Genomic DNA, 23,311 nt, shown 5'->3' on the forward strand with positions numbered 1-23,311 from the left:
CTCATGTGGCGTCGCCTTCCCGCATGGGCACCCGCACGCCCCGCTCCTGGGCCACTTCCTCGGCGCGGTCGTATCCGGCGTCCACGTGGCGGATGACGCCCATGCCGGGGTCGTTGGTGAGCACCCGGCGGATCTTCTCCGCGGCGAGCGGCGTGCCGTCGGCGACGGTGACCTGCCCGGCGTGGATGCTGCGGCCGATGCCGACGCCGCCGCCGTGGTGGATGGAGACCCAGGACGCGCCCGAGGCGACGTTGACCATGGCGTTGAGCAGCGGCCAGTCGGCGATGGCGTCGGAGCCGTCGAGCATGCCCTCGGTCTCCCGGTAGGGGGAGGCGACGGAGCCGGCGTCCAGGTGGTCGCGGCCGATGACGACGGGCGCCTTGAGGGTGCCGTCGGCGACCATCTCGTTGAACCGCTCGCCGGCGCGGTCCCGTTCGCCGTAGCCGAGCCAGCAGATGCGGGCGGGCAGGCCCTGGAAGTGGACGCGTTCGCCGGCCAGCTTGATCCAGCGGGCCAGCGACTCGTTCTCGGGGAACAGGTCGAGGATCGCCCGGTCGGTGTGGTGGATGTCGGCGGGGTCGCCGGACAGGGCGGCCCAGCGGAAGGGGCCCTTGCCCTCGCAGAACAGCGGGCGGATGTAGGCGGGCACGAAGCCGGGGAAGGCGAACGCCCGCTCGTATCCGGCGAGTTTGGCCTCGCCGCGGATGGAGTTGCCGTAGTCGAAGACCTCGGCGCCGGCGTCCTGGAAGCCGACCATCGCCTCCACGTGCCGGGCCATGGACTCGCGGGCCCGCTGGGTGAAGTCGGCGGGCTTCTCGGCCGCGTAGTCGGCCATGTCGGCGAAGTCCATGCCGAGCGGGAGGTAGGCGAGCGGGTCGTGCGCGGAGGTCTGGTCGGTGACCACGTCGACAGGGGCGCCCATGGCGAGCAGTTGCGGCACGACCTCGGCGGCGTTGCCCAGGACGCCGATGGACAGCGGGCGGCGGGCGTCGCGGGCCTCGGTGGCCAGGCGCAGCGCGTGGTCGAGGGAGTCGGCGCGCACGTCGAGGTAGCGGTGCTCGATCCGGCGGTCGATGGCGCGCGGGTCGCAGTCGACGCAGATCACCACGCCGCCGTTCATGGTGACCGCGAGCGGCTGGGCGCCGCCCATGCCGCCGAGGCCGGCGGTGAGGGTGATGGTGCCGGCCAGGCTGCCGCCGAACCGCTTGGCGGCGACGGCGGCGAAGGTCTCGTAGGTGCCCTGGAGGATGCCCTGGGTGCCGATGTAGATCCACGAACCCGCGGTCATCTGCCCGTACATGGTCAGGCCGAGGGCTTCGAGGCGGCGGAACTCCTCCCAGTTGGCCCAGTCGCCGACCAGGTTGGAGTTGGCGATCAGCACCCGGGGCGCCCACTCGTGGGTCTGCATGACGCCGACCGGGCGGCCGGACTGGACGAGCATGGTCTCGTCCTGCTTCAGGCCGCGCAGGGTGCGCACCATGGCGTCGAAGGAGTTCCAGTCGCGGGCGGCCTTGCCGGTGCCGCCGTAGACGACGAGCTTGTCGGGGTGCTCGGCGACCTCGGGGTCCAGGTTGTTCTGGAGCATCCGCAGCGCGGCTTCCTGCTGCCAACCCTTGGCGCTCAGTTCCGTGCCGCGCGGTGCGCGTACCGGCCTCGGTCCGGTCATCGGGCAAGCCTCCTCGTGGTGGCGGCGTGGTGGCGGAAGACGGTGCGCGCGCCGCCGGGCGGCGCAGCCGTAGCAAGATATTCACATCCTCGTCTGATGAATACCTCTAGTCAACAGGACCCGGGTGGAAGTCCCGCGCGGGAAGGTGGTGGGATGGCGGGCATGACGGATGAGCTGGGGATACGGCGGGGGCACGCGCTGCGGGCCGCGGTGGAGCAGGGGCTGGCCGGGGAGGCCGAACCGGTGGTCGGGTTGCTGGACATCACGGGCATCGCCGCCTCGGCGACGGCCCTGCATGCCGCGTTCGCCACCCCTGGTGTGACCGTGACCCATACCTTCGCGGTGAAGGCCGCCTCGCTCGTGCCGGTGCTCGGGCTGCTCGCCGAGTGCGGGCTGGGCGCGGAGGTGGCCAGCCCGGGCGAGCTCGCGCTGGCCCGCGCGGCCGGCATCCCGGCGGAGCGGACCGTGCTGGACTCCCCCGCCAAGACCCTCGCCGAACTGCGCGAGGCGCTCGAACTCGGTATCGCGGTCAACGCCGACAACCCCGAGGAGCTGGCCCGGATCGACCGGCTGCGCGAGTCGGCGCCCGCCGGTTCGCCCTTCGCCTCGCCCGTCGGCCTCCGGGTCAACCCGCAGGTCGGCGGCGGCAGCATCGGGGCGATGAGCACGGCCACCGCCACCTCCAAGTTCGGCGTGGCGCTGCGCGACCCGGGCGCGCTGGAGTGGGTCCTGGACGCGTACGCGCGGCGGCCGTGGCTCAACCGGCTGCACACCCACACCGGTTCACAGGGCGTGCCGCTGGAACTGATGGTCGCCGGGGTGCGGGCTGCCTACGAGCTGGCCGAGCGGATCAACGCCGCCGCCGGACGGCAGCAGGTCACCGCCCTCGACATCGGCGGCGGCCTGCCGGTGAACTTCGGCTCCGACGCGACGGTGCCGTCCTTCGCCGACTACGCCGACCTGCTGCGCGCCGAGATCCCCGGGCTCTTCGACGGGCGCTACGGCATCGTCACGGAGTTCGGCCGCTCCCTGCTCGCCAAGAACGGCACGGTGCTGGCGCGGGTCGAGTACGCGAAGTCCGCCGGCGGGCGGCCGATCGCCGTCACCCACGCCGGCGCCCAGGTGGCCACCCGTACGGTGTTCGTGCCCGACTCCTGGCCGATCCGCGTGCTCGCGCTGGACGCCGAGGGCGCGGAGAAGACGGGCGAGCCGGTGGTCCAGGACGTGGCCGGGCCTTGCTGCTTCGCCGGCGACCTCGTCGCCAAGGGGCGCGCCCTGCCGCTGCTGGAAGCCGGCGACCATGTGGCGCTGCTCGACACCGGTGCGTACTACTTCTCCAACCACTTCGCCTACAACTCCCTGCCGCGCCCCGCGGTGTACGGGTACTGCGTCCTGCCCGACGGCGCGGTCGCGTTCTCGCCGGTGCGGGCGGCGCAGACCCAGGAGGAGCTTCTCGCGGAGAGCGGCGCCGGATTCCCGTCCCTGCGGCTGCGGTCGTAAGGACGCGGGGGCGGCGCGGCGCCTTCGGGGGTCAGGGGCGGCGCCTGCCGCCCCCGGGAGCCGCGTCGCCGGCGGCGATCCCCGTGAGCTGGTAGAGCGCGGGGTTGCCGTCGGGACGGAACCACAGCAGGGCGTCGTGGGAGCGCTCGATGCGGGCGACCCGGCGGGACCGCAGCCACAGCCCGGCGCCGACGCCCCCGAGGAGCATGCCCGCCGCGCAGGGCAGGACGACGTTCGCGGCGGCGGCGACCACGAACACCAGCAGCAGCCACCAGCGGCGGCGGCGCAGCCACGCCCGGGCGGTGACCCTGCGGTCCTGGAGGAAGACGGACTTCGCCGCACGCGAGGCGGCCTTGGCGCGTTCGGCGTGCCGGCGGCCGCGGACGAGGAAGGCCGTCACCGCGGCGATGACGAACAGCGCGGCACCGGCCAGCACACCGATCCGGCGGCCGGTCGGGCTGAACGTCACGGCGGTGCCCGGCACGGCCGCGATCACGCCCAGCCACCACAGCCAGACCGCCGCCACCCGCACCGCCACCGCCACCCGCGCCAATGTGTAGGCCCCGCGCACCACGTCGCGCTCCCTCCGTCGTCGTCCCGGCCCGCCGTCCCGGTGGTACGGCGGCGCCGGCCAAGTGCTGGGGAGGGAGACTACTTCGCGATTCTCAGATTTTCGTTAAACCAGATGTCATTCCGCTGAGCACAACCTTTTGCCGGGGCCGAGGGTCGCAAGGGGTGTTCCGTACCACCATGCTCCAAGGGACTTGGGGGAAGATCCCGTGATTCCGCTCCTCAAATGGCGCCGTTCGGCCGCCGCGCTGACCGCCCTCGCGGTCGCGCTGCTCGGCGCCGCCGCGGCGCAGGCGCCCGCGCATGCGGCCGAAGGGCCCACCCTGGCATTTCAGATACAGAAGACCAGCGTGGGGGTGCCGCAGCCGGACAACTCGGGGGACCCGCCGCAGATCAGTTGGGCGCTCGCCCCGCCGAAGAGCGGCCCGACCGTCACGAACGTGGTCGTCTCACTGGACCTCTCCGGGATCAGCTCCTTCATCACCGCCGACAACGGGTACCCGGATGACACCGTCACCTGGAAGAGCGCCGAGCTGGGCGTCGGCGGTACGGGCGGGCTGGTCGACCTCCACGCCAAGCCGGGCGCCGCACTGGGCACCACGGGCACCGCGGTCCTGTCCGGCACCGCGGACAACGCGACGATCACCCCCCTCACCGTGCGGGTCACCGTCGGCGCGGTCGGGCTGGTGGTCAACAAGCCGACCCAGGTCGACCACGCCAAGCCGGGCGACAGCCTTGAAGCGCCCCTCACCATCGCGAACACCGGGCAGCTCCCGGCCGACGGGGCCGACCTGCGGGTGACCACCACCGAGGGGCTCGGCTACGCGCAGCACTTCTCCAACTGCGTCTACAGCAAGCAGACCATCGACAACGGCTATGCGACGCTGAACAACAACGCGGTCTGCCACTTCGCCACCACCATCGAGCCCGGCAAGAAGTACCGGCTCTCCGCCCCGGTGGGCATCGACGTGACCAGCAGCGCGCTGTGGGACCTGGTCCGCTTCACGGTCAGCCCGAAGCCCGGCACGCCGACCGGCAACAACGTCCGCGCGGACGGCCCGGTGCTCTCGCTCGTGCCGGACGGCGCGGCCCCCAGCGGCGGGACGAACACCTCCGACTGGACGATCGACACCGACAACACCGCGGACATCGCGGCCGGCGGCGACACCGTCAGCGGCAAGCCCGGCGACACGGTGCAGGTCATCGCGTCGATGCGGAACAAGGGCCCGGCCACCGTGGACATCGAGACCAGCGACGACCAGCTCGGCGTCATGTTCGACGTCCCCAAGGGCACCACCGTGGTGAAGATCCCCAAGGCCTGCTACACGTGGGGAGAGGGCGGTCCCCACGACCAGAAGCTCGGGGCGCCCAAGTACATCTGCTGGGTCAACCCGCCGCTGCGGGTCGGCGCGACCGTGAAGATGCCGTTCACCCTGCGGATCGACGCCGACGCGCCCGCGCTCGCCACGGGCACGGTCCGGGCCACCACCGTCTACGACAGCAAGCTGCCCTTCGACCCCGACGTGACGAACAACACGGCCGCGGTGACCGTCCACGTCAAGGGCGGCGCGACGGCCACCCCGACCTCCTCGGCCGGCACCACCAGCACGGGCGGCACTTCGGGCGGCAACCACCTCTCCACCCAGACCGGCGCCGGGAGCACGGCCGGCGCAAGCTCCGGCACCTCCGGCTCCACCGGCACGCTCGCCTCGACCGGCGGCAACGGCACCCAGCTGCTCACCTGGCTGGGAGCGGCCGCCCTCGCCTTCGGCGCCGCGGCCTTCACCCTCGCCCACAGCCGCAGGACCCGCCGCACGACCACCGGCTCCTGACCGGGGCGGCCACGCTCCACGCACCAGCAGAATCCGGCAGACCAGCGACACCGGCACCGGCACCGGCACCACCCGCGGCCCGCGGGGGCGTTCACTCCATGAACACCCCGCGGGCCGCGGCATGCGCGTCGAACTCCTCCAACCGCGCCTGCGCGTCCGGCAGGTCGTCGCACATCGACTCCAGCAGCACCCGGCCCAGCAGCATCGGCGCGCACGCCGTGTCGAAGGCCAGCCCGGTGCCGACGGCCGCGGGCAGCAGCAGGTCGCTGTGCGCGGCCACCGGTGCGAACGCGCTGTCCGCGACGGTCACCACGGTCAGCCCGGCCGCCCGCGCGTAGCCGAGCGCGTCGGCCACCTCCCGCGGGTGCCGGGGCAGCGCGAAGCACAGCAGGGCGCTCGCGCCCGCCCGGACCGCGGCGTCGATCCGGTCGGCGAGCATGGTGCCGCCCTCGTCCAGCAGCCGCACATCGGGGTGCACCTTCGCCGCGAAGTACGCGAACCCGCGCGCCTGGGCGCCCGCCGCCCGCAGCCCCAGCACCGGCAGCGGCCTGGACCCGGCCAGCACCGCCCCCGCCCTGGCCACCGGCTCCGGGTCGGCCAGCAGCTCGACCAGGTGCCGCAGGTTCTCGATCTCCGCGTGCACCGCCTGCTGGTACTCGTTGTACGAGGTCGTGCCGGCCGGATCGGGCGCCGGCGCCACCTCGCGCAGGTGCTTGCGCAGCGCCGGGTACCCGTCGAAACCGAGGGCGACCGCGAACCGGGTGACCGACGGCTGGCTGACCCCGGCGAGTTCGGCGACCTCCACGCTGGACAGGAAGGCCGCCTCGTCCGCCTGCCGCACCAGGCAGTGCGCGATGCGCCGCTGGGTCGGGGTCAGCCGGTGCGCCTCGAAGAGCTTCAGCAGCCGCGCGGACGCACCGCTCCCCGCGCTTCTGCCCGCGGCGCCACCACCCGTGGCGCTCCCGCTCCCGCTCGCGCCGTTCACGTCACCGGCGTCGCCGCCGTCGCCGACGTCATTGCCCTCGCCCGCGTCGCCCACGCCGTTCACGCCGCCCGCACGGTCCGCCCCGGCACCGCCGCCGGCACCGTCAGCCTTGTCCGCCCCGTCAGCACTGCCCATGCCCGTCCGTCCCTGGTCCGAACCGCCCGACCGGGGCAGCCCACGGGCCCCGCCGACCGGTCTATTCACAGGACATGACTCTGCATGAACGTATGCAGTCCGGCAAGCGCGGGCGCTCCCGAGCACCGCCAGTACGGATCGGCGGCCTCGGCGTGCACTCCGTAGACCGCGACCACCTCGATGAGCAGCGCCACCGCGTTGGCGACGCATATGCACAGCGCGAGCGTGCCCTGCCAGGACTCGGCACCCCGCGCGCCGGCCCGCGCCGCCGTGCGGAAGAACAGCACGCACAGCGCCGACGCCGCCACCCCGCACAGCAGCGCCGCGTAGCCCACCACGAACTGCGTCCAGGGCACGCCCAGTTGGTGACAGAGCGCCTCCTCCCGCCGGCCCTTCCGGTCGTCCAGCCACACGCCGGCCACCAGCAGCGCCACTCCGAGCAGCGCGAGCCCCGGCGCCGCCAGCACCCGCCGCCGCCACCGCGCCGACGGCAACTCCACCTCCGGCGGCCGCCACTCCGGCGCCGCGACCCGCTCCGTTCCCCGCTCCCCCGCCATTTCAGCCTCCCCCGGCAACTCCGCACATCGATCCACCCGTTGGCCCGCCGGACCGCCCGAACACCCGCCCGCCCCGGGGCCGGCCCCGTACGACAAACCGTCACCCCACGCAGCGAAGAGCCCGAATCCGCTCACGCTCCGCAATCAATCCGTGACGGTGTCAGCGTAGCCGAAGGGCCGGACAGGTGTTCCCACCCGTCCGGCCCCTGTGGATAACTCCCGCTCGGTGCTGCCTACCGCCGCCCGGTCTCGTCCAGCTCCGGTGCGTCGTACGAGCCCCCGCCGGCGCCCGCGGCGACCACACCGGCGTCGTCCGAGTCGACGGCGCGGTCCGCGTGACCCGGCCACCAAGCGGCGTGCCCGATAAGCGCGGTGAGGCTCGGCGTGAAGAACATCGCCATCACGAAGGCCGCGACCACGATGCCGAAGGCGATCGCGAAGCCCATCTCGGTGAGGAACGAGTTCCCGGACAGCATCAGGGTGGCGAAGGTCGCCGCCAGGATGAACCCGGCCGAGGCGATCGTCGGACCCGCGTGCCGCAGCGCCTCCGCGGCGGCCTCACGTGGCTCGCGGCCCTCGCGGGCCTCCTCCCTGAGCCGGGCGATCATCAGGATGTTGTAGTCCGTTCCGATCGCCACCACGAACAGATACATGATGATCGGCAGCATGAAGATCAGCCCGCTGCCGCGGCCGAAGATCAGCACGGTGGCACCGAGCGTCGCTCCGAACCCGAGGGCCACCGAGGCGATCAGGTACCAGGGCGCGACGATGCTGCGCAGCAGCAACCCCAGGATCACCATGATCAGGATCGCGGCCACCGGGAAGACCGTGCGGTAATCGTGGTTCACGGCCGCGTTGATGTCCCGGTAGATCGAGGACGTGCCGCCGACCACCGCCTCGGTTCCCGGCGGAGCGTTGTCCTTGGCGGCCGTGCGGACGTCACCGACCGCCGCGATGGCCTTGTCGCTCGCGCCGGAGTACTTCAGCGTCAGGTTGAACAGGGCCGTGGTGTGGTCCTTGTTCAGCCCGGTGCTCTGGTCGAAGGTCGCGCTGGCGACGCCGTCGGCCTGGCTGAGCTTCTCCTTGTACGCGGTGAAGTCGACACCGTTCAGCGGCTTGCCGTCGGTGCTGGTGAGGAAGACCGAGGTCGGATCGGCAGCACCGGCGGAGTACGCCTTCTGCATGCTGTCCTGGACGACCATCGACTCCTTGGTCTTGGGGATGGACCCGGAGGCGAGGTCGTAGTCGGCCTTGTAGCCGAGGGTGCCGAGCGCCAGCAGCAGCATCACCAGGCCGGAGACGATGGCGACCAGGCCGGACCGGCGGCCGAGCATCCGGCCGATCGAGGTGAAGCGGGTGCCGGACGGCTCCAGGTGCCACTTCTTGCCCGGCCAGAACAGCGCCTTCGGCGGGATGAGCGAGCAGATCGCCGGGAAGAGCGTGAGACCGGCGATCAGTGTGACCGCGACCAGGATGGCGAGCGCCGGGCCCAACTGGGTGAGGAAGCCCAGGGTGGACAGGGCCAGCGCCAGGAAGGAGATGATCACCGCGCCGGCCGCCGAGGCGATCGCCTCACCGACCCTGGTGACGCTGTTGATCATCGCTTCCTTGGGTTCGTCACCCGCCCGCAGCCGTTCTCGGTAGCGGAACATGAGGAACAGGAAGTAGTCCGTGCCGACGCCGAGCACCACCACGATCAGCAGCGCGGAGATCGAGCTGTTGGCCTGCAGGCCGAAGAGCTTGGTGGCGTAGGCGATCAGGCCGTTGGACGTGGTGAACACCAGGCCCATCAGGATCACCAGCGGCATGATCGCGATCAGCGGGGACCGGAAGATGATCAGCAGCGTGATGATGATGATGAGCAGCGAGCCGATCAGCGCGACGGCGTCGGAGGTGTTGCCCGCGTCCTGCTGGTCGAGGTTCTGCGCGGCCTGACCGCCGACCTGGACCTTCAGATGGGTGCCCTTGGCAAGGTCCTTGGAGTCCGTGCGCAGCGCCTTCGCCGCGTCGGCCTGCTTCGGCTGCCCCTGGGTCTTCTTGTCCATCTGGACATAGGCCGTGTCGTACTTGCCGTCCTTGGACTCCGTGCCCGCGACGACCTTCTGCACCTGGTCGATGTGCTTGCCGTCCAGGGCAGTGGTGATCTTGGTGATGTCGGCCTTGTCGGCCGCGGTCAGCGGCGCGTTGTCGCTCCGCTGGTAGAGGACGATCGCCGACGGGGTGAAGGCCGCGGGGAACGCCTTCTCCTGGAGGTCCATCGCCTTGATCGACTGGTAACTACTGGGCAGGAAGCTGCTCTCGTCGCTGTTGGACGGCAGGCTCGGCGCAGTAGCGACGATCGCGACGGCGGCGACGAGCCACGCGACGATCGTCCATACGGGATGGCGGACGACTGCGCGTCCGATGCGGTGGAACATGCGGTGCTGCCTCCATGGCAGGACGTATCACCGCCACCCTTTGGAGCGGTTCCCGGGCATCGGCGACCCGAACGGCGCGCGCGCCGGCCGGAGATTTTCATATGGGTGGGTTGTGACCCAGATCTTACTTGCCGCCCGGCAAGGGGCAAACCACCACCCCCGGGCAACTCCTGCGCGTCGCAGCCGCGCGAGCAGAAGGACCCGGTATGACTACCCCGATCACAGCGGCGGGAGCAACCGCTTTTGCGGCTTTCCCATCGCGTTACGCGGCAGTTCACCGAGGAAACGGACCTGCCGCGGCCGCTTGTGCACCGAAAGGCGGGTGGCGACGAAGTCGGTGAGCTCGCTCGCGCTCACCCCGTCGGCGACCACGTAGGCGACGATCTCCTGCCCCAGGTCGGCGTGGGGCGCGCCGACCACCGCCGCCTCGCGCACCGCGGGGTGGGCGAGCAGCGCGTTCTCCACCTCGCCCGCGCCGATCCGGTAACCGCCGGACTTGATCAGGTCGGTGGACGCGCGGCCGACGATCCGGTGCGTGCCGTCCGGGTCGATCGCCGCGATGTCGCCGGTCCGGAACCAGCCGTCGTCGGTGTACGCCGCCGCGGTCGCCTCCGGGCGGCCGAGGTAGCCGTCGAAGAGGGTGGGGCCGGTGAGCTGGAGTTCGCCGATGCCGTCGGCGGACTCGGCGATCCTGGTGGCGATCCCGGGAAGCGGGACGCCGACGGCACCCGGGGCGCGCGGCCCGTCCGCCCGGGCGGAGACGGTGATCAGCGTCTCCGTCATGCCGTAGCGCTCGACCGGCTCGTGCCCGGTCAACTCGGCCAGCGAGGCGAAGACCGGAGAGGGCAGCGGCGCGCTCCCCGACACCAGCAGCCGCGCCCCGGACAGCGCGCGGGCCGCGGCCTCCTCGCGCGCCACCCGGTGCCAGACGGTGGGCACGCCGAAGTAGAGGCTGCCGCCGGCCGCCGCGTACGCCGCCGGGGTGGGGCGGCCGGTGTGCACCAGACGGCTGCCGACCCGCAGCGCGCCGAGCACGCCGAGCACCAGGCCGTGCACGTGGAACAGCGGCAGCCCGTGCACCAGGGTGTCGTCCGCCGTCCACTCCCACGCCCGCGCCAACGCGTCCAGGTCCTCGGCGATCGCGGCCCGGGAGAGCATGACGCCCTTGGGCGGGCCGGTCGTCCCCGAGGTGTAGAGCACCAGCGCCGGCCGCCCGCCGCCCGTATCCGGCTCCCCCGCGTCATCGACCGCCGCGCTGAAGTCGGCGCGCTCCGCGAAGTCCACGGGGAGCAGTTCCGCGCCGGAGTCCCGCAGGACGTGCGCCCGTTCGTCCGGTCCCGCGTCCGGGGCGACCGGCACCACCGGCACCCCGGCGAGCAGCCCGCCCACCACGGCCGCCACCGTCTCCAGCGACGCGCCGGCCTCCACCGCGAACGCCTCCCGCCCCGACACCCGCCGGGCGACCGCCCCCGCGGCGCCCAGCAGCTCCTCGTAACTGCACGCCCTGCCGTCGACCCGCAGTGCGTCCGGACGGTCCGACCCTCCGTGCAAGGCGGTGAGCAGCGGCACCGATGCCATGGGAATCCTCCTACTGGGCAGCCCGCCCCCGGGAAAACCGGGGGTTAGCCCCAGTGTCGCCCAAGCGCCGCGCCTCCTACGGTTGCCCTATGGACGCCCGCGACCCGGAACTGAAGAAGGAACTCGCCGCCACCTTGCAGGCGCGCAAGACACTCGGCGAGGAATACGAGTCGGAACTGGTCGACTCGTTCATGGAGAAGGTGGCCGAGCGCGTGGACAGCCGCGTCGAGCAGCGGGTGCGCCGCGAGCTGGCCCAGCAGCAGACGTCGTCGGCGCGCGCCGACCGCCGCCCGATCGGGCCGCCCCAGAGCAACCCCCGCTTCGCCCGTTACGGCTTCGCGGGGTTCACGATGATCGCCGCGATCCCGCTCTCCGCGATCGGCGTGGCCAACGCGGGCACCACCGGGCTCCTGATCAGCTGGGCCGGCATCGTCGCGGTCAACCTCGCCCAGGGCGTGGGCAACTTCTTCTCCAAGGACCGCCACCCCGACCGCGACGACTGGTCCTGAGCACATACGGCTCCGCGGCGGACGACCTCGCTGAGAGGGCACCCCTTCGCCCGGGTCGCGAGCGAGCGAGCGGGAAAAGCGGCGAGCGAGCCCAAAAAAAGGGGGCGAGGACCGCCGCACCCCCGGGGCATTGCTGCCCGGGGGGCGGGACGACGGCGGTCCTCGCCGGGACGCGTGCCGGGTCAGGGCCGGGCCTGCGCGTCCAGGGTCACCATGGAGTCCGGGAGCCGCTCCGGAAGCCTTGGCGCCACTTGGGTGCCGATGCGGCCGGGCGAACCGGCCGCGCTTTCGACATCACCCAATCTGCCGGACCCGTGTTAAGCGCGTGCTGCGTGGACGTGTCGCGGGCGTACCAGTTCGCGGAATGCGCGGCCGGAGCGGCGCGCACCGGCCATCCGGTGCGCGGTACCCCTCAGGAACCGCCGTGACCGGCGAGGAAGGCCAGCAGGTCCTGCCGGCTCACGACGTTCGTCGGCTTCCCCTCCACCAGCACGATCGCCGCGTCCGCGTTCTCCAGCACCGTCATCAGGTCGCCGACCCGCTCCCCGGAGCCGACCTGCGGCAGCGGCGGGCACAGGTGCTTGTCGAGCGGGTCGTCCAGGGCGGCGCGCTTGGTGAACAGCGCGTGCAGCAGTTCGCGCTCGACCACCGAGCCGATCACCTCGGCCGCCATGACGTCGGGGTGCCCGGCACCGGGCTTGACCACGGGCATCTGCGAGACGCCGTACTCGCGCAGCACCTCGATCGCCTGCCCGACCGTCTCGTCCGGGTGCATGTGCACGAGGTTGGGCAGCCCGCCGTCCTTGTGCGCGAGCACGTCGACGACCCGCGGCTCGCCCTCGTTCTCGTCGAGGAAGCCGTGCGAGCTCATCCACTCGTCGCTGAAGATCTTCGAGAGGTAGCCGCGGCCGCTGTCGGGCAGCAGCACCACGACCACGTCGTCCGGGCCGAGCCGGGCCGCGACCTCCAGCGCCGCGACGACCGCCATGCCGCAGGAGCCGCCGACCAGCAGGCCCTCCTCGCGGGCGAGCCGGCGGGTCATCTGGAAGGAGTCCTTGTCGGAGACGGCCACGATGTCGTCGGCCACCTCGCGGTCGTAGGCGGTCGGCCAGAAGTCCTCGCCGACGCCCTCGACCAGGTACGGGCGCCCGGAGCCGCCGCTGTAGACGGACCCTTCCGGATCGGCGCCGATCACCTTCACCCGGCCGTCGCTGGCGTCCTTGAGGTAGCGGCCGGTGCCGGAGATGGTGCCGCCGGTGCCGACGCCGGCCACGAAGTGGGTGATCTTGCCCTCGGTCTGCTTCCACAGCTCGGGACCGGTGGAGTGGTAGTGCGACAGCGGGTTGTTCGGGTTGCTGTACTGGTCCGGCTTCCAGGCGTTCGGCGTCTCGCGCACCAGCCGGTCGGACACGTTGTAGTACGAGTCGGGGTGGCTGGGGTCGACGGCGGTCGGGCAGACCACGACCTCGGCACCGTAGGCCCGCATGACGTTGATCTTGTCCGCCGAGACCTTGTCCGGGCAGACGAAGACGCAGTGGTAGCCCTTGCGCTGCGCGACCATCGCCAGGCCGACTCCGGTGTTGCCGGAGGTCGGCTCCACGATGGTGCCGCCCGGACGCAGTTCACCGCTCTCCTCCGCGGCTTCGATCATCCGCAGGGCGATGCGGTCCTTGACCGAGCCTCCGGGGTTGAAGTACTCGACCTTCGCGAGGACGGTCGCCTTGATCCCCGCGGTCACGCTGTTGAGCCTCACCAGCGGGGTGTTGCCGACGAGGCTGATCATCGAGTCGTGAAACTGCACCGTGTGTCTCCGGGTTCTCCGAGATGGTGGCACCAGGTTAGAGCCTGGTGGAAACGCGGACGCTGCGGTCGGCGTTGAGGTGGGTAGGGGTGTCACGTCGACGTGGGAAAGGGATGTCACGCGTGGCGTGCGTCGCGGCGGGTCGGTGCCCGGTCTTCGGCGTGTGGCGGGGGAACGTGTGTGCGCGGTGGCGCATGGTGGTGTCCGGACAGTCCAGGGAGGTGGCCGACTCGATGATGTCCAGGGCGAGGGTGGCACGGCGGATCGCGACCGCGGCGGCGTTCGGCGGTGGCGGGATCAGCCTGCTGAGCGGGGCCGCGGTGGGGCTGCTGCTGACGGAGGCACGGCTGGCCAAGCGGATGGTCGGCGGGTCGGACGACATCCCGCCGCGGGCCGACGGCCGGTACGGGTCGGCGTTCGCCCACCGTACGGACGAGGCTCCGCTCCGGTTGGGCTTTCTGGGTGATTCCACCGCGGCGGGTCAGGGGGTGCGGCGGGCCCGGGAGACCCCGGGGGCGCTGCTCGCCTCGGGGCTCGCGGCGGTGGCGGAGCGGCCGGTGAAGCTGATGAACGTGGCGCTGCCCGGCGCCCAGTCCGACGACCTGGACCGGCAGGTCTCGCTGCTGCTGGACTCCACGCTGCCCCCGCCCGACGTCGCCGTGATCATGATCGGCGCCAATGACGTGACCCGCCGGATGCCGCTGTCCACCTCGGTGCGGCTGCTGTCCGACGCGGTACGGCGGCTGCGCGACACCGGCAGCCAGGTGGTGGTCGGCACCTGTCCCGACCTGGGTTCGGTGGAGCCGGTCTACCAGCCGCTGCGCTGGCTGGCCCGGCGCGCCAGCCGGCAACTCGCGGCGGCGCAGACCATCGCGGTGGTGGACCTGGGCGGGCGTACGGTCTCGCTCGGCGACCTGCTGGGCCCGGAGTTCGAGGCGCGGCCGCGCGAACTGTTCGGGCCGGACAACTTCCATCCCTCGGCTGAGGGTTACGCGACGGCGGCGATGGCGATCCTGCCGACGCTGTGTGCCTCGCTCGGACTGTGGCCGGAGGCCGACGAGCGGCCGGACGCGCGGCGCGGCGAGGGCTTCCTGCCGGTCGCCGAGGCGGCGGCCGAGGCGGCGTCGGAGGCCGGCACCGAGGTGGCGGCCGCGCATGCCGTCTCGGCGGGCCCGCGCGGGCGGTGGGCGCTGATGAAGCGGCGCCGGCGGCGCCTGGTGGAGCAGGAGCATCCGCAGGACGACAGCGGGGACGCGGCCGAGACCTCGGCCGAGGGCGCGGCCCGACGCGGCGCGTGACCGTAGCCGGGACGCGCGGGCGCCTTGCCTGCGCCCTACGGCCGAGCCGGCCCGTGTCCGGTAGCCCCGGTAAGCCCTGGCCCCCTGGAGGCCGGGGCTTACCCGCGCCGCCCAGGCACCCAGGAGGCGGCCCCGCGCGCTCAGTTGAGACCGCGAACTTCCCTGGTGAGCGCGTCGGACGGGGCGCCGGCCCGTCCGGATCATGGGCACGCGGAATCCTTTGTGAAACTCTTCACATGAAGTTCCCGCCCAGTGGGTCAACTTTCCGGCGCCCGGGGCCCCAAATCCCCCTGAATCCCTGGGCCATCCGTGTTTCCGGGGCATTGCGGAGGGGAGAACCACAGCGGACGGGCCGGCGATCGACGCTGCTCAGCGACGTGTATAACGGCTGGTGGCCGCCCTGGGCGCTCGGTTTCCGCGCCACCCTGGGCCGTGAAGGTGCGCAGTGTAGCAGAGGGTGTCCATACCCTTGTGAAGGGGCTCACGAGGTACACCCCCGGACGTGCTGGATACTCGAACCATGAGCACCACGGAGCGTCCACGGATTCTCGTAGTAGGCGGCGGTTACGTCGGCCTGTACGCGGCGCGCCGCATCATGAAGAAGATGCGGTACGGCGAGGCAACCGTCACGGTTGTCGACCCGCGCTCGTACATGACGTACCAGCCCTTCCTTCCCGAAACCGCAGCAGGCAGCATCTCCCCGCGGCATGTCGTCGTCCCGCTGCGACGCGTGCTGCCCGGGGTCGAGGTGCTCACCGGGCGGGTCACGACCATCGACCAGGACCGCAAGGTCGCCGCGGTCGAGCCGCTGGTCGGTGAGCCGTACGAGCTGCCCTTCGACTACCTGGTGATCGCGCTCGGCGCGGTCTCCCGCACCTTCCCGATCCCGGGTCTGGCCGAGAACGGCATCGGGATGAAGGGCGTGGAGGAGGCGATCGGCCTGCGCAACCACGTCCTGGAGCAGCTCGACAAGGCCGACTCCACCACCGACGAGGAGATCCGCCGCAAGGCGCTCACCTTCGTCTTCGTCGGCGGCGGCTTCGCCGGCGCGGAGACCATCGGCGAGGTCGAGGACATGGCCCGCGACGCGGCCAAGTACTACCCGAACGTCAAGCGCGAGGACATGCGCTTCATCCTCGTGGACGCCGCCGACAAGATCCTCCCCGAGGTGGGCCCGCAGCTCGGCAAGTGGGGCCTGGAACACCTCCAGGAGCGCGGCATCGAGGTCTACCTCAGCACTTCCATGAAGAGCTGCGTCGACAAGCACGTGGTGCTCGCCAACGGGCTCGAGGTCGACGCGTCCACCATCGTGTGGACCGCCGGCGTGAAGCCGAACCCGGCGCTGGCCAAGTTCGGCCTGCCGCTGGGCCCGCGCGGTCACGTGGACACCGCGCCCACCCTCCAGGTGCAGGGCACCGACTACATCTGGGCCGCGGGCGACAACGCCCAGGTGCCGGACCTCGCCGCGGGCGAGGGTGCCTGGTGCCCGCCGAACGCGCAGCACGCGCTGCGCCAGGCGAAGGTGCTCGGCGACAACGTGGTCTCCGGGATGCGCGGCTTCCCGCAGCAGGACTACAAGCACGCCAACAAGGGCGCGGTCGCGGGCCTGGGCCTGCACAAGGGCGTCGCGATGATCGTGGTCGGCAAGACCAAGATCAAGCTCAAGGGCCGGCTCGCCTGGTACATGCACCGCGGCTACCACGGCCTCGCCGTGCCGACCTGGAACCGCAAGATCCGGGTCTTCGCCGACTGGACGCTCGGCATGTTCCTCAAGCGCGAGGTCGTCTCGCTCGGCGCGATCGAGAACCCCCGCGAGGAGTTCTACGAGGCAGCGCGGCCGATCCCGGCGCCCGCCGCCGAGAAGAGCACCGGCAGCACCGAGGCCGGCGCGGCCAAGGGTGCCACCGACGCGGAGAAGGTCGCCTCCTAGCGGGGCTCGGCAGGAGCAGAAGCGCGGTTCGAAGGGCGCCCGCCATCCGTGGTGCGGGCGCCCTTCGGCATGCCCGCGCGAACTCCCTTGGCACGCCCGGCCGTACGCGGTTCCGCGCGCCCGCCCGGCTCCGTGCCGTACGCCCTGCCGCGCACCCCTCGCCGCGCGCCTCTCGCCGCGCGCCCGACGTCGCGCAGCCCCGCCCGGCCCCTCCCGGCCCCGTTCCGCATGCCCGGCCGGCCGGCGCACAGCACCCCTCCCGACGGGCGGCGACGCGCCCGGCAGAGGGGCATTCCACCTCTTCCGGCCCAACTGCGTGTATCCGCAACGTAGATTTCCGCGTCAGGCGCCTCAAGTGCGATTTTCAGTCGTACGCTCAGATCCATGGTTGACGCGGCTCATCGCATCCTCGACATCGCCGAGCACGTTCTCCCCGGCCCGTTCCCGTTGCGCGTGCGCGCTTGGGACGGCAGCGAGGCGGGACCGGTCGGCGCACCCGCACTCGTCTTCAGGAAGCGCCGGGCACTGCGCCGGCTGCTGTGGCGGCCGGGCGAACTCGGCCTGGCCAGAGCGTGGGTGGCCGGCGACCTCGACGTCGACGGCGACCTCTACACCGCGCTCGACACGCTCTCCGGGCTGATCTGGGAGCGCGGTGAGCCCGACCCGGCGGCCGGCCGCGGCGAGGGCGTACGCCAGGCCGCGGTCGCCCTGCGCGACCCGGCGACCTACCGGCTGATCCGCAGCGTGCTGTCCCTGGCCGGCCCCGGGCTGCCGCCCTCCGCGCCGCCCGAGGAGGTGCGCCGCCGCAGCGGCCTCGCGCACACCAAGCGCCGCGACAAGGAGGCGATCGCCCACCACTACGACGTGGGGAACGCCTTCTACGAGATCGTGCTCGGCCCGTCCATGGTCTACTCGTGCGCGCTGTGGGCCGATTCCGGCCTCGCCGCCGCCGAGGCGGGGAACGAGGCGGGGAACGAGGTGAGCGACCAGGTCAGCGCCGACACCGCGCGCAGGCGGGCCGCGGCCGCCGCGACCGCGGCGTCGGTGGCCGGCGTGTCCGCGGAGGGCACCGATCCGGTCGGCGCCGCCGGAATCTCCCTGGAACAGGCGCAGTACGCCAAACTCGACCTGGTCTGCCGCAAGTTGGGGTTGCAGGAGGGACAGCGGCTGCTGGACGTCGGCTGCGGCTGGGGCTCCATGGTGCTGCACGCGGCCCGGCACTACGGAGTGCGGGCCACCGGGATCACGCTCTCCGTGGAGCAGGCCGCCTTCGCCCGCAAGCGGATCGCGGAGGCCGGGCTCGCCGACCGTATCGAGATCCGGGTGCAGGACTACCGCGACGTCAAGGACGGCCCGTACGACGCGATCTCGTCGATCGGGATGGCCGAGCACGTCGGCAGCGAGCGCTACCTGGAGTACGCGCGGACGCTGTACGCCCTCCTCAAGCCGGGCGGCCGGCTGCTGAACCACCAGATCGCCCGCCGCCCGCTGCGCAGCGAGGAGGAGTACCGGATCGACGAGTTCATCGACCGCTACGTCTTCCCCGACGGCGAACTCTCCCCGGTCGGCACCACGGTGGGCCGGCTGGAGGAGGCGGGCTTCGAGGTGCGCGACGTGGAGGCGCTGCGCGAGCACTACGGGCGCACCCTGCGCACCTGGGTGGCGAACCTGGAGGCGCACTGGAAGGAGGCCGTCGCCGCGACCAGCGCCGGCCGGGCCCGGGTGTGGCGGCTCTACATGGCCGCGTCCGCGCTGTCCTTCGAACGCAACCGCATCGGCGTCAACCAGGTGATGGCGGTGCGCACCGACCCGGTCGGCCGGGCCGGGCTGCCCGCCACCCGCTCGGCGTGGCTGTCGTGACGCGTTCGACGGCCGTTCGACAAGCCCGAACTCCGGTTGCGGAGAGCGATTTCACGTCACTTGTGCGTGAGGGCTGATGCTGCTGGGATGCCGCCTGTGGTGCGACGAGACCGCGGGCGGCGCCCTGACCACACGTCAGTAACCCCTAAAATAAGACAACATGGCCACTTAGGCGCCCTGTTCACGACTCTCAACCCGGATACGCTTTTCTCTGCGCCCCGCCGGCCCGGATGGTGGAACGCAGACACGGCGAGCTTAAACCTCGCTGCCCTTTGAGGGCGTGCCGGTTCAAGTCCGGCTCCGGGCACCATCTCTCGCTGGTCCCTCCACCAGTGAGAACGGCCGGCATCGGGCGAGACCCTCTGGCGCTGCGGGGCCCCACGGGGCCCCGGCGGCACGGACGGGCCCGGACGCTTCCTCGTCGACACCGCCCCCGAGGCACGCCGGGGCCCTGGCGCATGTCCGCACGGGAACCCTGGACACGTCAGACGGTCGCGTCCGTCGTTACGCCTCCAGACCTGATCAGGGCGCGCTCATCCCGGACGCCCGGGGGTGACTACCTGGTGTCGAAGCCGGGCGGTGACGGCTTCCGGCCTGCTCGCGTCGTGAGGCCCCCGCCCGGGGAGGTCGCGCCGCCCCTTTCACGGTGGTCGTGGGCAGCGCCAGCGTCCTGGCGTATGAACACCGAGCTGGTGGTGGCCTCGCTCTCCGGTGCGGTCGCCCTGTCCAGCATCCTGGTCAGCGCCCGGTTCAGCCGGAAACAGACCGTGCTCGCGGCGCAGTTGGAGCAGCAGGGCGCGGCGCAGTCGAAGCTCGCCGAGCACCAGGACCTCATGAGCCAGCGCCGAGATCCGCTGCTGTGGGCGGCGTTCGACTTCCAGTCGCGCCTGTTCAACATCGTGGACAGGGATTTCCTGAACGTCTACTACACGCACGGCCACGACCGCGATCGCGACTACGCGCTCCGGAGCACTCTGCACGTCGCGGGCGAGTACCTCGGTCAGGTGGAGTTGCTGCGGCGCCGTATCCAGTTCCTGGACCTGGGCAACCGGGAGAGCTCCCGGACCGTCGTCCGGCATCTGACGGCGATCAGCAACGTGCTCAACAGCGACGGCTACGACGACCCCCACTTCCGGATATTCCGGAGCAACCAGCGGGCCCTTGGGGAACTGCTGACCAGCGGCGGCGACGACCAGTGCCTGGGGTACGCGGAGTTCTGCCGGCGCCTGGACACCGACCCTGACTTCGCGTCGTGGTTCGAGCCGCTGGCGGACAGCGTCCGCCGACTGGCCTCCCGCACCGGGCCGCACCCCCGGCTCGTGGCGTTGCAGATCGCGCTCATGAACCTGATCGACTTCCTCGACCCGGACGCCGACCGCTTCCCGGACCACCGCAGGTCCCGGCTGGCCTAGCCCCGCGGGCCTGTCCTACGGCTCCACAGACGCCTGCCTCACGGCTCCACCGACGCGCGCAGCCGGCCCGCGGAGGCGACGGTGGCCGCCGCCTCGCGTTCGCTGAGGCCCGTGTGGACCGCGGCCGTCACCAGCGCCGGGGCCAGCGCGTCGCCGAGGCCGGCGTCGTAGGCACGGCAAGCCGCCCAGAACAGGCGGCCGTTGCGCTCGCCCTCCTGGGAGTCGAGGACGAATCGGATCAGGGCCGCGGCGCGCTTCTCGGCCGGATGGCGCGGGGCCGGCGGGGCGGGCTCGCGGCCGGGCGGCGGCTCGGGCGGGGCGGCCAGCAGGAGCAGTGCGGGCGGCGCGGGTGCCAGCGGGTGCTGCGCGGTGCCGGGTTCCAGGAGGTAGTGGCCGGCGACGGTGCGGGAGCCGGGGCCGACGACGTAGCCGCCGGCGCCGCGTATGTCGATGCCGGGGGCGAGCCGGCCGGCCGAGTTGGGCACCGGGCCGGGCGCGGTCAGCCACAGGTGGCGGCCGCCGCTGGGGGTGAGGACGGTGACGGTCCGCGGCACGGCGAAGTCGTGCCGCTCGGCGAGGGCGTGCAGCGCGGCCATGCCGTCCGTGCCGTGCTTGACGTCGAGGTCGAGGCCCACGAGGTGGTGCGGGGCGCGGCCGCACGCGATGCCGTACCCCGTCGCCCAGGGCGCGAGGGCGAACAGGGCGCGGATGCGGTCGGGGTCGGTGGTCGCGTCGTGCACGCCGTGGCCGGGGCGGCCGCAGGCACCGCGGCAGTCGGTGGCCCGGGGCTCGTCGCGGTGCGGGGAGCGGACGGCGGGGAGTTTCGTGCGGGACAGCGGGAAGACCGGCAGTCCGCGCAGGGCGGTCAGCAGCGCCGTGTGCAGGGCGCGGATGTGGTCGGGGCGTGGCATGGCCTGCTCCCTGATTTTCGAACGCGTGTTCGTCTCCACCCCTCAGTGATACCGCGCCCGGCCGCCGGCGTCCACCTCATACCAGCCGTGTCGGCGACCCGGGCCCGGTCCGCGTCGCCGACCCGGGCCCCAGGTCGCCGTACCGCGGGTCACGGTGCCGTCACCCCGGTGCCGCGGCACGGCGGTCGGGTAATACCGTCGGCACTGGCGGCATCGTCGGCGCGCACCGGCCGGAGGACCGCCCGGGACACCGTACGGGGCGACGCCGGGGGGCGACGCCGATGGCGCGGCCCGGGACGCCGGCCGGGTGCGGCCCACGCGGGACCGAGGGGTGGGGGCAGATGGACGAACGGCACACGCACGGCACGGACCCGAACCGGGACGACGGAGCGGAACGTCTGGCCGCGGAGGGCGAGGTGGCACTGGCCCGGCTGATCATGGACGGCGGCGACCTGACGCACGCCGCCGACCACCTGGGCAGCGCGTTCGCCGCCGATCCGCGGCTGCCCGACGCGCACGAGGCGCTCACCGAACTGGCCGGGCGGGCCGGCGGACCGGCCGCTGCCCTGGTGTTCTTCCCGCCGGACCGGTCGTTCGTCGGCGCGGTGGTCTGCCGTGCGCACCTGCTCGCCGCCTGCGAGGAGTGGGGCGAGGCGGTGCTGCTGATCGCGGGCGCGATCCGGGCCCGGTACGACCACCCTTGGGCGCATGTCGCCTGGCTCGGCCAGGAGGCGCTGCCCGGGCTGCTGTCGGCCGACGTGGTGACCCAGGCGCTGGCCCACATGGTCACCGCGCTGCCCGACCCGCTGCCCGAACCGGGCCGCGAGGCGATAGCGCCCTTCCACGAACTCGTCGCCGCCGTGGTCGAACACCACCCGGACGACGCGCGGCTGGCCGCGATCGGCTCGGCGCTCGCCCGCCGGATCGGCGCCACCGACCAGGCCGTGGCCTGGGCCGAGCGGGCGCACCGGCTCCAGCCGGACCACATCCCCAGCATCATGCTCGGCTACGCGCTGCGGGCGGCCGGGCGGCCCGACGACGCGCTGCGGGTGTGGCGCGAGGAGATCGCCAGGGACGCCACCGACCTGTCCTTGATGGTCGACATCGCCGAGCTGTACGCCTCCACCGGGCGGGCCGCGCAGGGCCTGCCGTGGGCCGAACGGGCCGCCGCGGCGCGCCCGGACGACCCGCAGGCCGGCCCGGCCGTCTTCGGGGTCCGGTACGCCGCCGACGGCGACGCCGCCCACCTGCTGGCCCTCGCCGACCACCTGCGCGCGCACCCCGACCACTCCTACGCGGCGACCGTGCTGGCCCGGCACAGCGAGTGGCGGCCGTGGCTCGGCGTGGTGGCGGGCGCCACCGAGGCCACCGTCAACGTGCTGCACCAGCTCCTGCGCAGCCCGGACGCGGACGCCGCCCGCGGCCGGCAGGTGCAGCTCACCGCGTCGATGATCGAGCCGCCCAGCGCGGTGCTCACCTTCCTGATGTCCTTCCCGAACGGCGAGGTGGCCGGCCGCTCCGTCGGCGACCCCGACCCGCGCGAGCCGGTCGGCGCGGTCGGCCGCACCCTGTGGGCGTACGACGGCCTGATCGCCCACCCGGCCGTGCCCCCGCCCTCCCCCGAGGCCGCGCGGCTGGTACGGGACACCGCGGCCGCGTCCTGGCCGCACATCCCGGCCGCCTACGACCACGGGGTGCGGCTGTCCGGGCTGCCGCTGGCGGACCTGCTCGGCGTCATGGTCCACCCGCCCGCGCCGCCCGACGACGAGCAGGGCCGCTACCTGCGGGCGTACCGCCCGGAGCTGTGGGTCCGCGCGGTGCAGACCTTCGCCTGCCTCGGGGTCGCCCACCACCGCACCGACGAGCCGTGGCCGCGGTCGTTGCGCCGCTCGGTGCTGCTCGACCTGCTCGACGGCCCCGAGGACTGGCTCGCCGAGACGGCCTCCTTCGCGATGGTGGCCACCGCCTGGGTCGACCCTTCCGTGCGCGAGGACGTCGGGCTGCGGGTCACCGAGCGGATGCTCGCCGCGGCCAAGGCGTACCGCACCCGCGAGGTCACCGTGCTGGGCTCGCTGTGCCGCCTGGTGCTGCTGTGCCCGTGGCTGGACGCGACCTATACGGACCTGGCCCGCGACCTGCTCGCCGCGATCGGGCGCGCCGAGCAGGAGCCCGACAGCACGGGCACGGATACGGAACCGCCTGCGACCGCGGCCACGGACGAGGGGTCAGGCACGCACGCGGGCACCGCATCCGACCCGCGGCCGGCCGCGCCCGCGCAGCCCGCCGGCCCGCCGGCCCGGCCCGCCCGCAGGGGTCTCTTCCGCCGCCGGCGGCGCTGAACCGCACCGGC

The 23,311-nt window shown here is 72.8% G+C and carries 16 protein-coding genes and 1 tRNA gene; 9 read left to right on the top strand and 8 right to left on the bottom strand.

From position 1 onward, the window contains the following. Position 1: 1 nt before the first annotated feature. Entirely contained in the window at positions 2-1,666 is a 1,665-nt protein-coding gene (gene hutU, locus ACIPAE_RS35410; protein WP_329368930.1) for a urocanate hydratase, read from the bottom strand. Positions 1,667-1,819: 153 nt separating this feature from the next. Between hutU and ACIPAE_RS35415 the strand changes: the two genes are divergently transcribed. After that, on the top strand, positions 1,820-3,166 hold the full coding sequence (locus tag ACIPAE_RS35415; RefSeq protein WP_402450989.1) for a diaminopimelate decarboxylase: 1,347 nt from the start codon (positions 1,820-1,822) through the stop codon (positions 3,164-3,166). A 31-nt stretch (positions 3,167-3,197) separates the two neighbouring features. Here the strand turns inward: ACIPAE_RS35415 and ACIPAE_RS35420 are convergent, their stop codons facing one another. Then, positions 3,198-3,740: a hypothetical protein gene (locus ACIPAE_RS35420; RefSeq protein ID WP_329368926.1), complete on the bottom strand. Its 543-nt coding sequence runs from the start codon at positions 3,738-3,740 to the stop codon at positions 3,198-3,200. 205 nt (positions 3,741-3,945) lie between these two features. Between ACIPAE_RS35420 and ACIPAE_RS35425 the strand changes: the two genes are divergently transcribed. Continuing rightward, positions 3,946-5,568: an LPXTG cell wall anchor domain-containing protein gene (locus ACIPAE_RS35425; protein WP_402450992.1), complete on the top strand. Its 1,623-nt coding sequence runs from the start codon at positions 3,946-3,948 to the stop codon at positions 5,566-5,568. A 91-nt stretch (positions 5,569-5,659) separates the two neighbouring features. On the opposite strand, the gene ACIPAE_RS35430 is transcribed toward ACIPAE_RS35425, so the two are convergent. The 4 genes from ACIPAE_RS35430 to ACIPAE_RS35445 form a co-directional block, all read right to left on the bottom strand. Continuing rightward, a complete protein-coding gene (locus ACIPAE_RS35430; RefSeq protein WP_402450994.1) occupies positions 5,660-6,688 on the bottom strand; it encodes a MurR/RpiR family transcriptional regulator in 1,029 nt (342 codons plus the stop codon). Positions 6,689-6,753: 65 nt separating this feature from the next. Beyond that, the gene (locus ACIPAE_RS35435; RefSeq protein ID WP_402450996.1) at positions 6,754-7,245 is read right to left on the bottom strand and encodes a hypothetical protein; all 492 of its coding nucleotides are present in this window, start codon (positions 7,243-7,245) and stop codon (positions 6,754-6,756) included. Positions 7,246-7,478: 233 nt separating this feature from the next. Then, complete coding sequence (locus tag ACIPAE_RS35440) at positions 7,479-9,662, bottom strand: MMPL family transporter (RefSeq protein WP_329368918.1); 2,184 nt, start codon at positions 9,660-9,662, stop codon at positions 7,479-7,481. A gap of 219 nt (positions 9,663-9,881) precedes the next feature. Then, positions 9,882-11,240: an acyl-CoA synthetase gene (locus ACIPAE_RS35445; RefSeq protein WP_329368916.1), complete on the bottom strand. Its 1,359-nt coding sequence runs from the start codon at positions 11,238-11,240 to the stop codon at positions 9,882-9,884. Between the two features lie 89 nt (positions 11,241-11,329). On the opposite strand from ACIPAE_RS35445, the gene ACIPAE_RS35450 reads away from it, so the two are divergent. After that, positions 11,330-11,749 (top strand): hypothetical protein, encoded by a 420-nt coding sequence (locus ACIPAE_RS35450; protein WP_329368914.1) that lies wholly within the window; start codon positions 11,330-11,332, stop codon positions 11,747-11,749. A 412-nt stretch (positions 11,750-12,161) separates the two neighbouring features. Here the strand turns inward: ACIPAE_RS35450 and ACIPAE_RS35455 are convergent, their stop codons facing one another. Beyond that, positions 12,162-13,550 (bottom strand): cystathionine beta-synthase, encoded by a 1,389-nt coding sequence (locus ACIPAE_RS35455; RefSeq protein WP_329368913.1) that lies wholly within the window; start codon positions 13,548-13,550, stop codon positions 12,162-12,164. A gap of 236 nt (positions 13,551-13,786) precedes the next feature. Here ACIPAE_RS35455 and ACIPAE_RS35460 point away from each other — a divergent pair, with 236 nt between their 5' ends. The 5 genes from ACIPAE_RS35460 (at position 13,787) to ACIPAE_RS35480 (ending at position 20,050) form a co-directional block, all read left to right on the top strand. Next, positions 13,787-14,848 (top strand): SGNH/GDSL hydrolase family protein, encoded by a 1,062-nt coding sequence (locus ACIPAE_RS35460; protein ID WP_402451085.1) that lies wholly within the window; start codon positions 13,787-13,789, stop codon positions 14,846-14,848. 520 nt (positions 14,849-15,368) lie between these two features. Then, positions 15,369-16,778 (top strand): NAD(P)/FAD-dependent oxidoreductase, encoded by a 1,410-nt coding sequence (locus ACIPAE_RS35465; protein WP_366413084.1) that lies wholly within the window; start codon positions 15,369-15,371, stop codon positions 16,776-16,778. Between the two features lie 384 nt (positions 16,779-17,162). Continuing rightward, positions 17,163-18,638, top strand: a complete 1,476-nt coding sequence (locus ACIPAE_RS35470) for a class I SAM-dependent methyltransferase (RefSeq protein ID WP_402450999.1) — start codon at positions 17,163-17,165, stop codon at positions 18,636-18,638. 224 nt (positions 18,639-18,862) lie between these two features. Continuing rightward, a tRNA-Leu gene (locus ACIPAE_RS35475) sits at positions 18,863-18,948 on the top strand. Between the two features lie 367 nt (positions 18,949-19,315). Then, positions 19,316-20,050 carry a hypothetical protein gene (locus ACIPAE_RS35480; RefSeq protein WP_402451002.1) on the top strand — a complete coding sequence of 245 codons (735 nt, stop codon included), beginning with the start codon at positions 19,316-19,318 and terminating at the stop codon, positions 20,048-20,050. 38 nt (positions 20,051-20,088) lie between these two features. Here the strand turns inward: ACIPAE_RS35480 and ACIPAE_RS35485 are convergent, their stop codons facing one another. After that, positions 20,089-20,961 (bottom strand): bifunctional DNA primase/polymerase, encoded by an 873-nt coding sequence (locus ACIPAE_RS35485; protein WP_329368636.1) that lies wholly within the window; start codon positions 20,959-20,961, stop codon positions 20,089-20,091. Positions 20,962-21,302: 341 nt separating this feature from the next. Here ACIPAE_RS35485 and ACIPAE_RS35490 point away from each other — a divergent pair, with 341 nt between their 5' ends. Beyond that, complete coding sequence (locus ACIPAE_RS35490) at positions 21,303-23,300, top strand: tetratricopeptide repeat protein (RefSeq protein ID WP_402451005.1); 1,998 nt, start codon at positions 21,303-21,305, stop codon at positions 23,298-23,300. Positions 23,301-23,311: the final 11 nt, after the last annotated feature.

Origin of the sequence: Streptomyces sp. NPDC087270 (assembly GCF_044744625.1) — a bacterium.
In the GTDB taxonomy this organism is placed as follows: Bacteria; Actinomycetota; Actinomycetes; order Streptomycetales; family Streptomycetaceae; genus Actinacidiphila.

What these genes read in the sequence shown, in the direction of transcription:
- ACIPAE_RS35440 (WP_329368918.1), bottom strand. Translation starts at nt 9,662, where the DNA reads ATGTTCCACCGCATCGGACGCGCAGTCGTCCGCCATCCCGTATGGACG.
- ACIPAE_RS35465 (WP_366413084.1), top strand. Translation starts at nt 15,369, where the DNA reads ATGAGCACCACGGAGCGTCCACGGATTCTCGTAGTAGGCGGCGGTTAC.
- ACIPAE_RS35435 (WP_402450996.1), bottom strand. Translation starts at nt 7,245, where the DNA reads ATGGCGGGGGAGCGGGGAACGGAGCGGGTCGCGGCGCCGGAGTGGCGG.
- ACIPAE_RS35485 (WP_329368636.1), bottom strand. Translation starts at nt 20,961, where the DNA reads ATGCCACGCCCCGACCACATCCGCGCCCTGCACACGGCGCTGCTGACC.
- ACIPAE_RS35415 (WP_402450989.1), top strand. Translation starts at nt 1,820, where the DNA reads ATGGCGGGCATGACGGATGAGCTGGGGATACGGCGGGGGCACGCGCTG.
- ACIPAE_RS35430 (WP_402450994.1), bottom strand. Translation starts at nt 6,688, where the DNA reads ATGGGCAGTGCTGACGGGGCGGACAAGGCTGACGGTGCCGGCGGCGGT.
- ACIPAE_RS35460 (WP_402451085.1), top strand. Translation starts at nt 13,787, where the DNA reads ATGTCCAGGGCGAGGGTGGCACGGCGGATCGCGACCGCGGCGGCGTTC.
- ACIPAE_RS35445 (WP_329368916.1), bottom strand. Translation starts at nt 11,240, where the DNA reads ATGGCATCGGTGCCGCTGCTCACCGCCTTGCACGGAGGGTCGGACCGT.
- ACIPAE_RS35480 (WP_402451002.1), top strand. Translation starts at nt 19,316, where the DNA reads ATGAACACCGAGCTGGTGGTGGCCTCGCTCTCCGGTGCGGTCGCCCTG.
- ACIPAE_RS35450 (WP_329368914.1), top strand. Translation starts at nt 11,330, where the DNA reads ATGGACGCCCGCGACCCGGAACTGAAGAAGGAACTCGCCGCCACCTTG.
- ACIPAE_RS35490 (WP_402451005.1), top strand. Translation starts at nt 21,303, where the DNA reads ATGGACGAACGGCACACGCACGGCACGGACCCGAACCGGGACGACGGA.
- hutU (WP_329368930.1), bottom strand. Translation starts at nt 1,666, where the DNA reads ATGACCGGACCGAGGCCGGTACGCGCACCGCGCGGCACGGAACTGAGC.
- ACIPAE_RS35470 (WP_402450999.1), top strand. Translation starts at nt 17,163, where the DNA reads ATGGTTGACGCGGCTCATCGCATCCTCGACATCGCCGAGCACGTTCTC.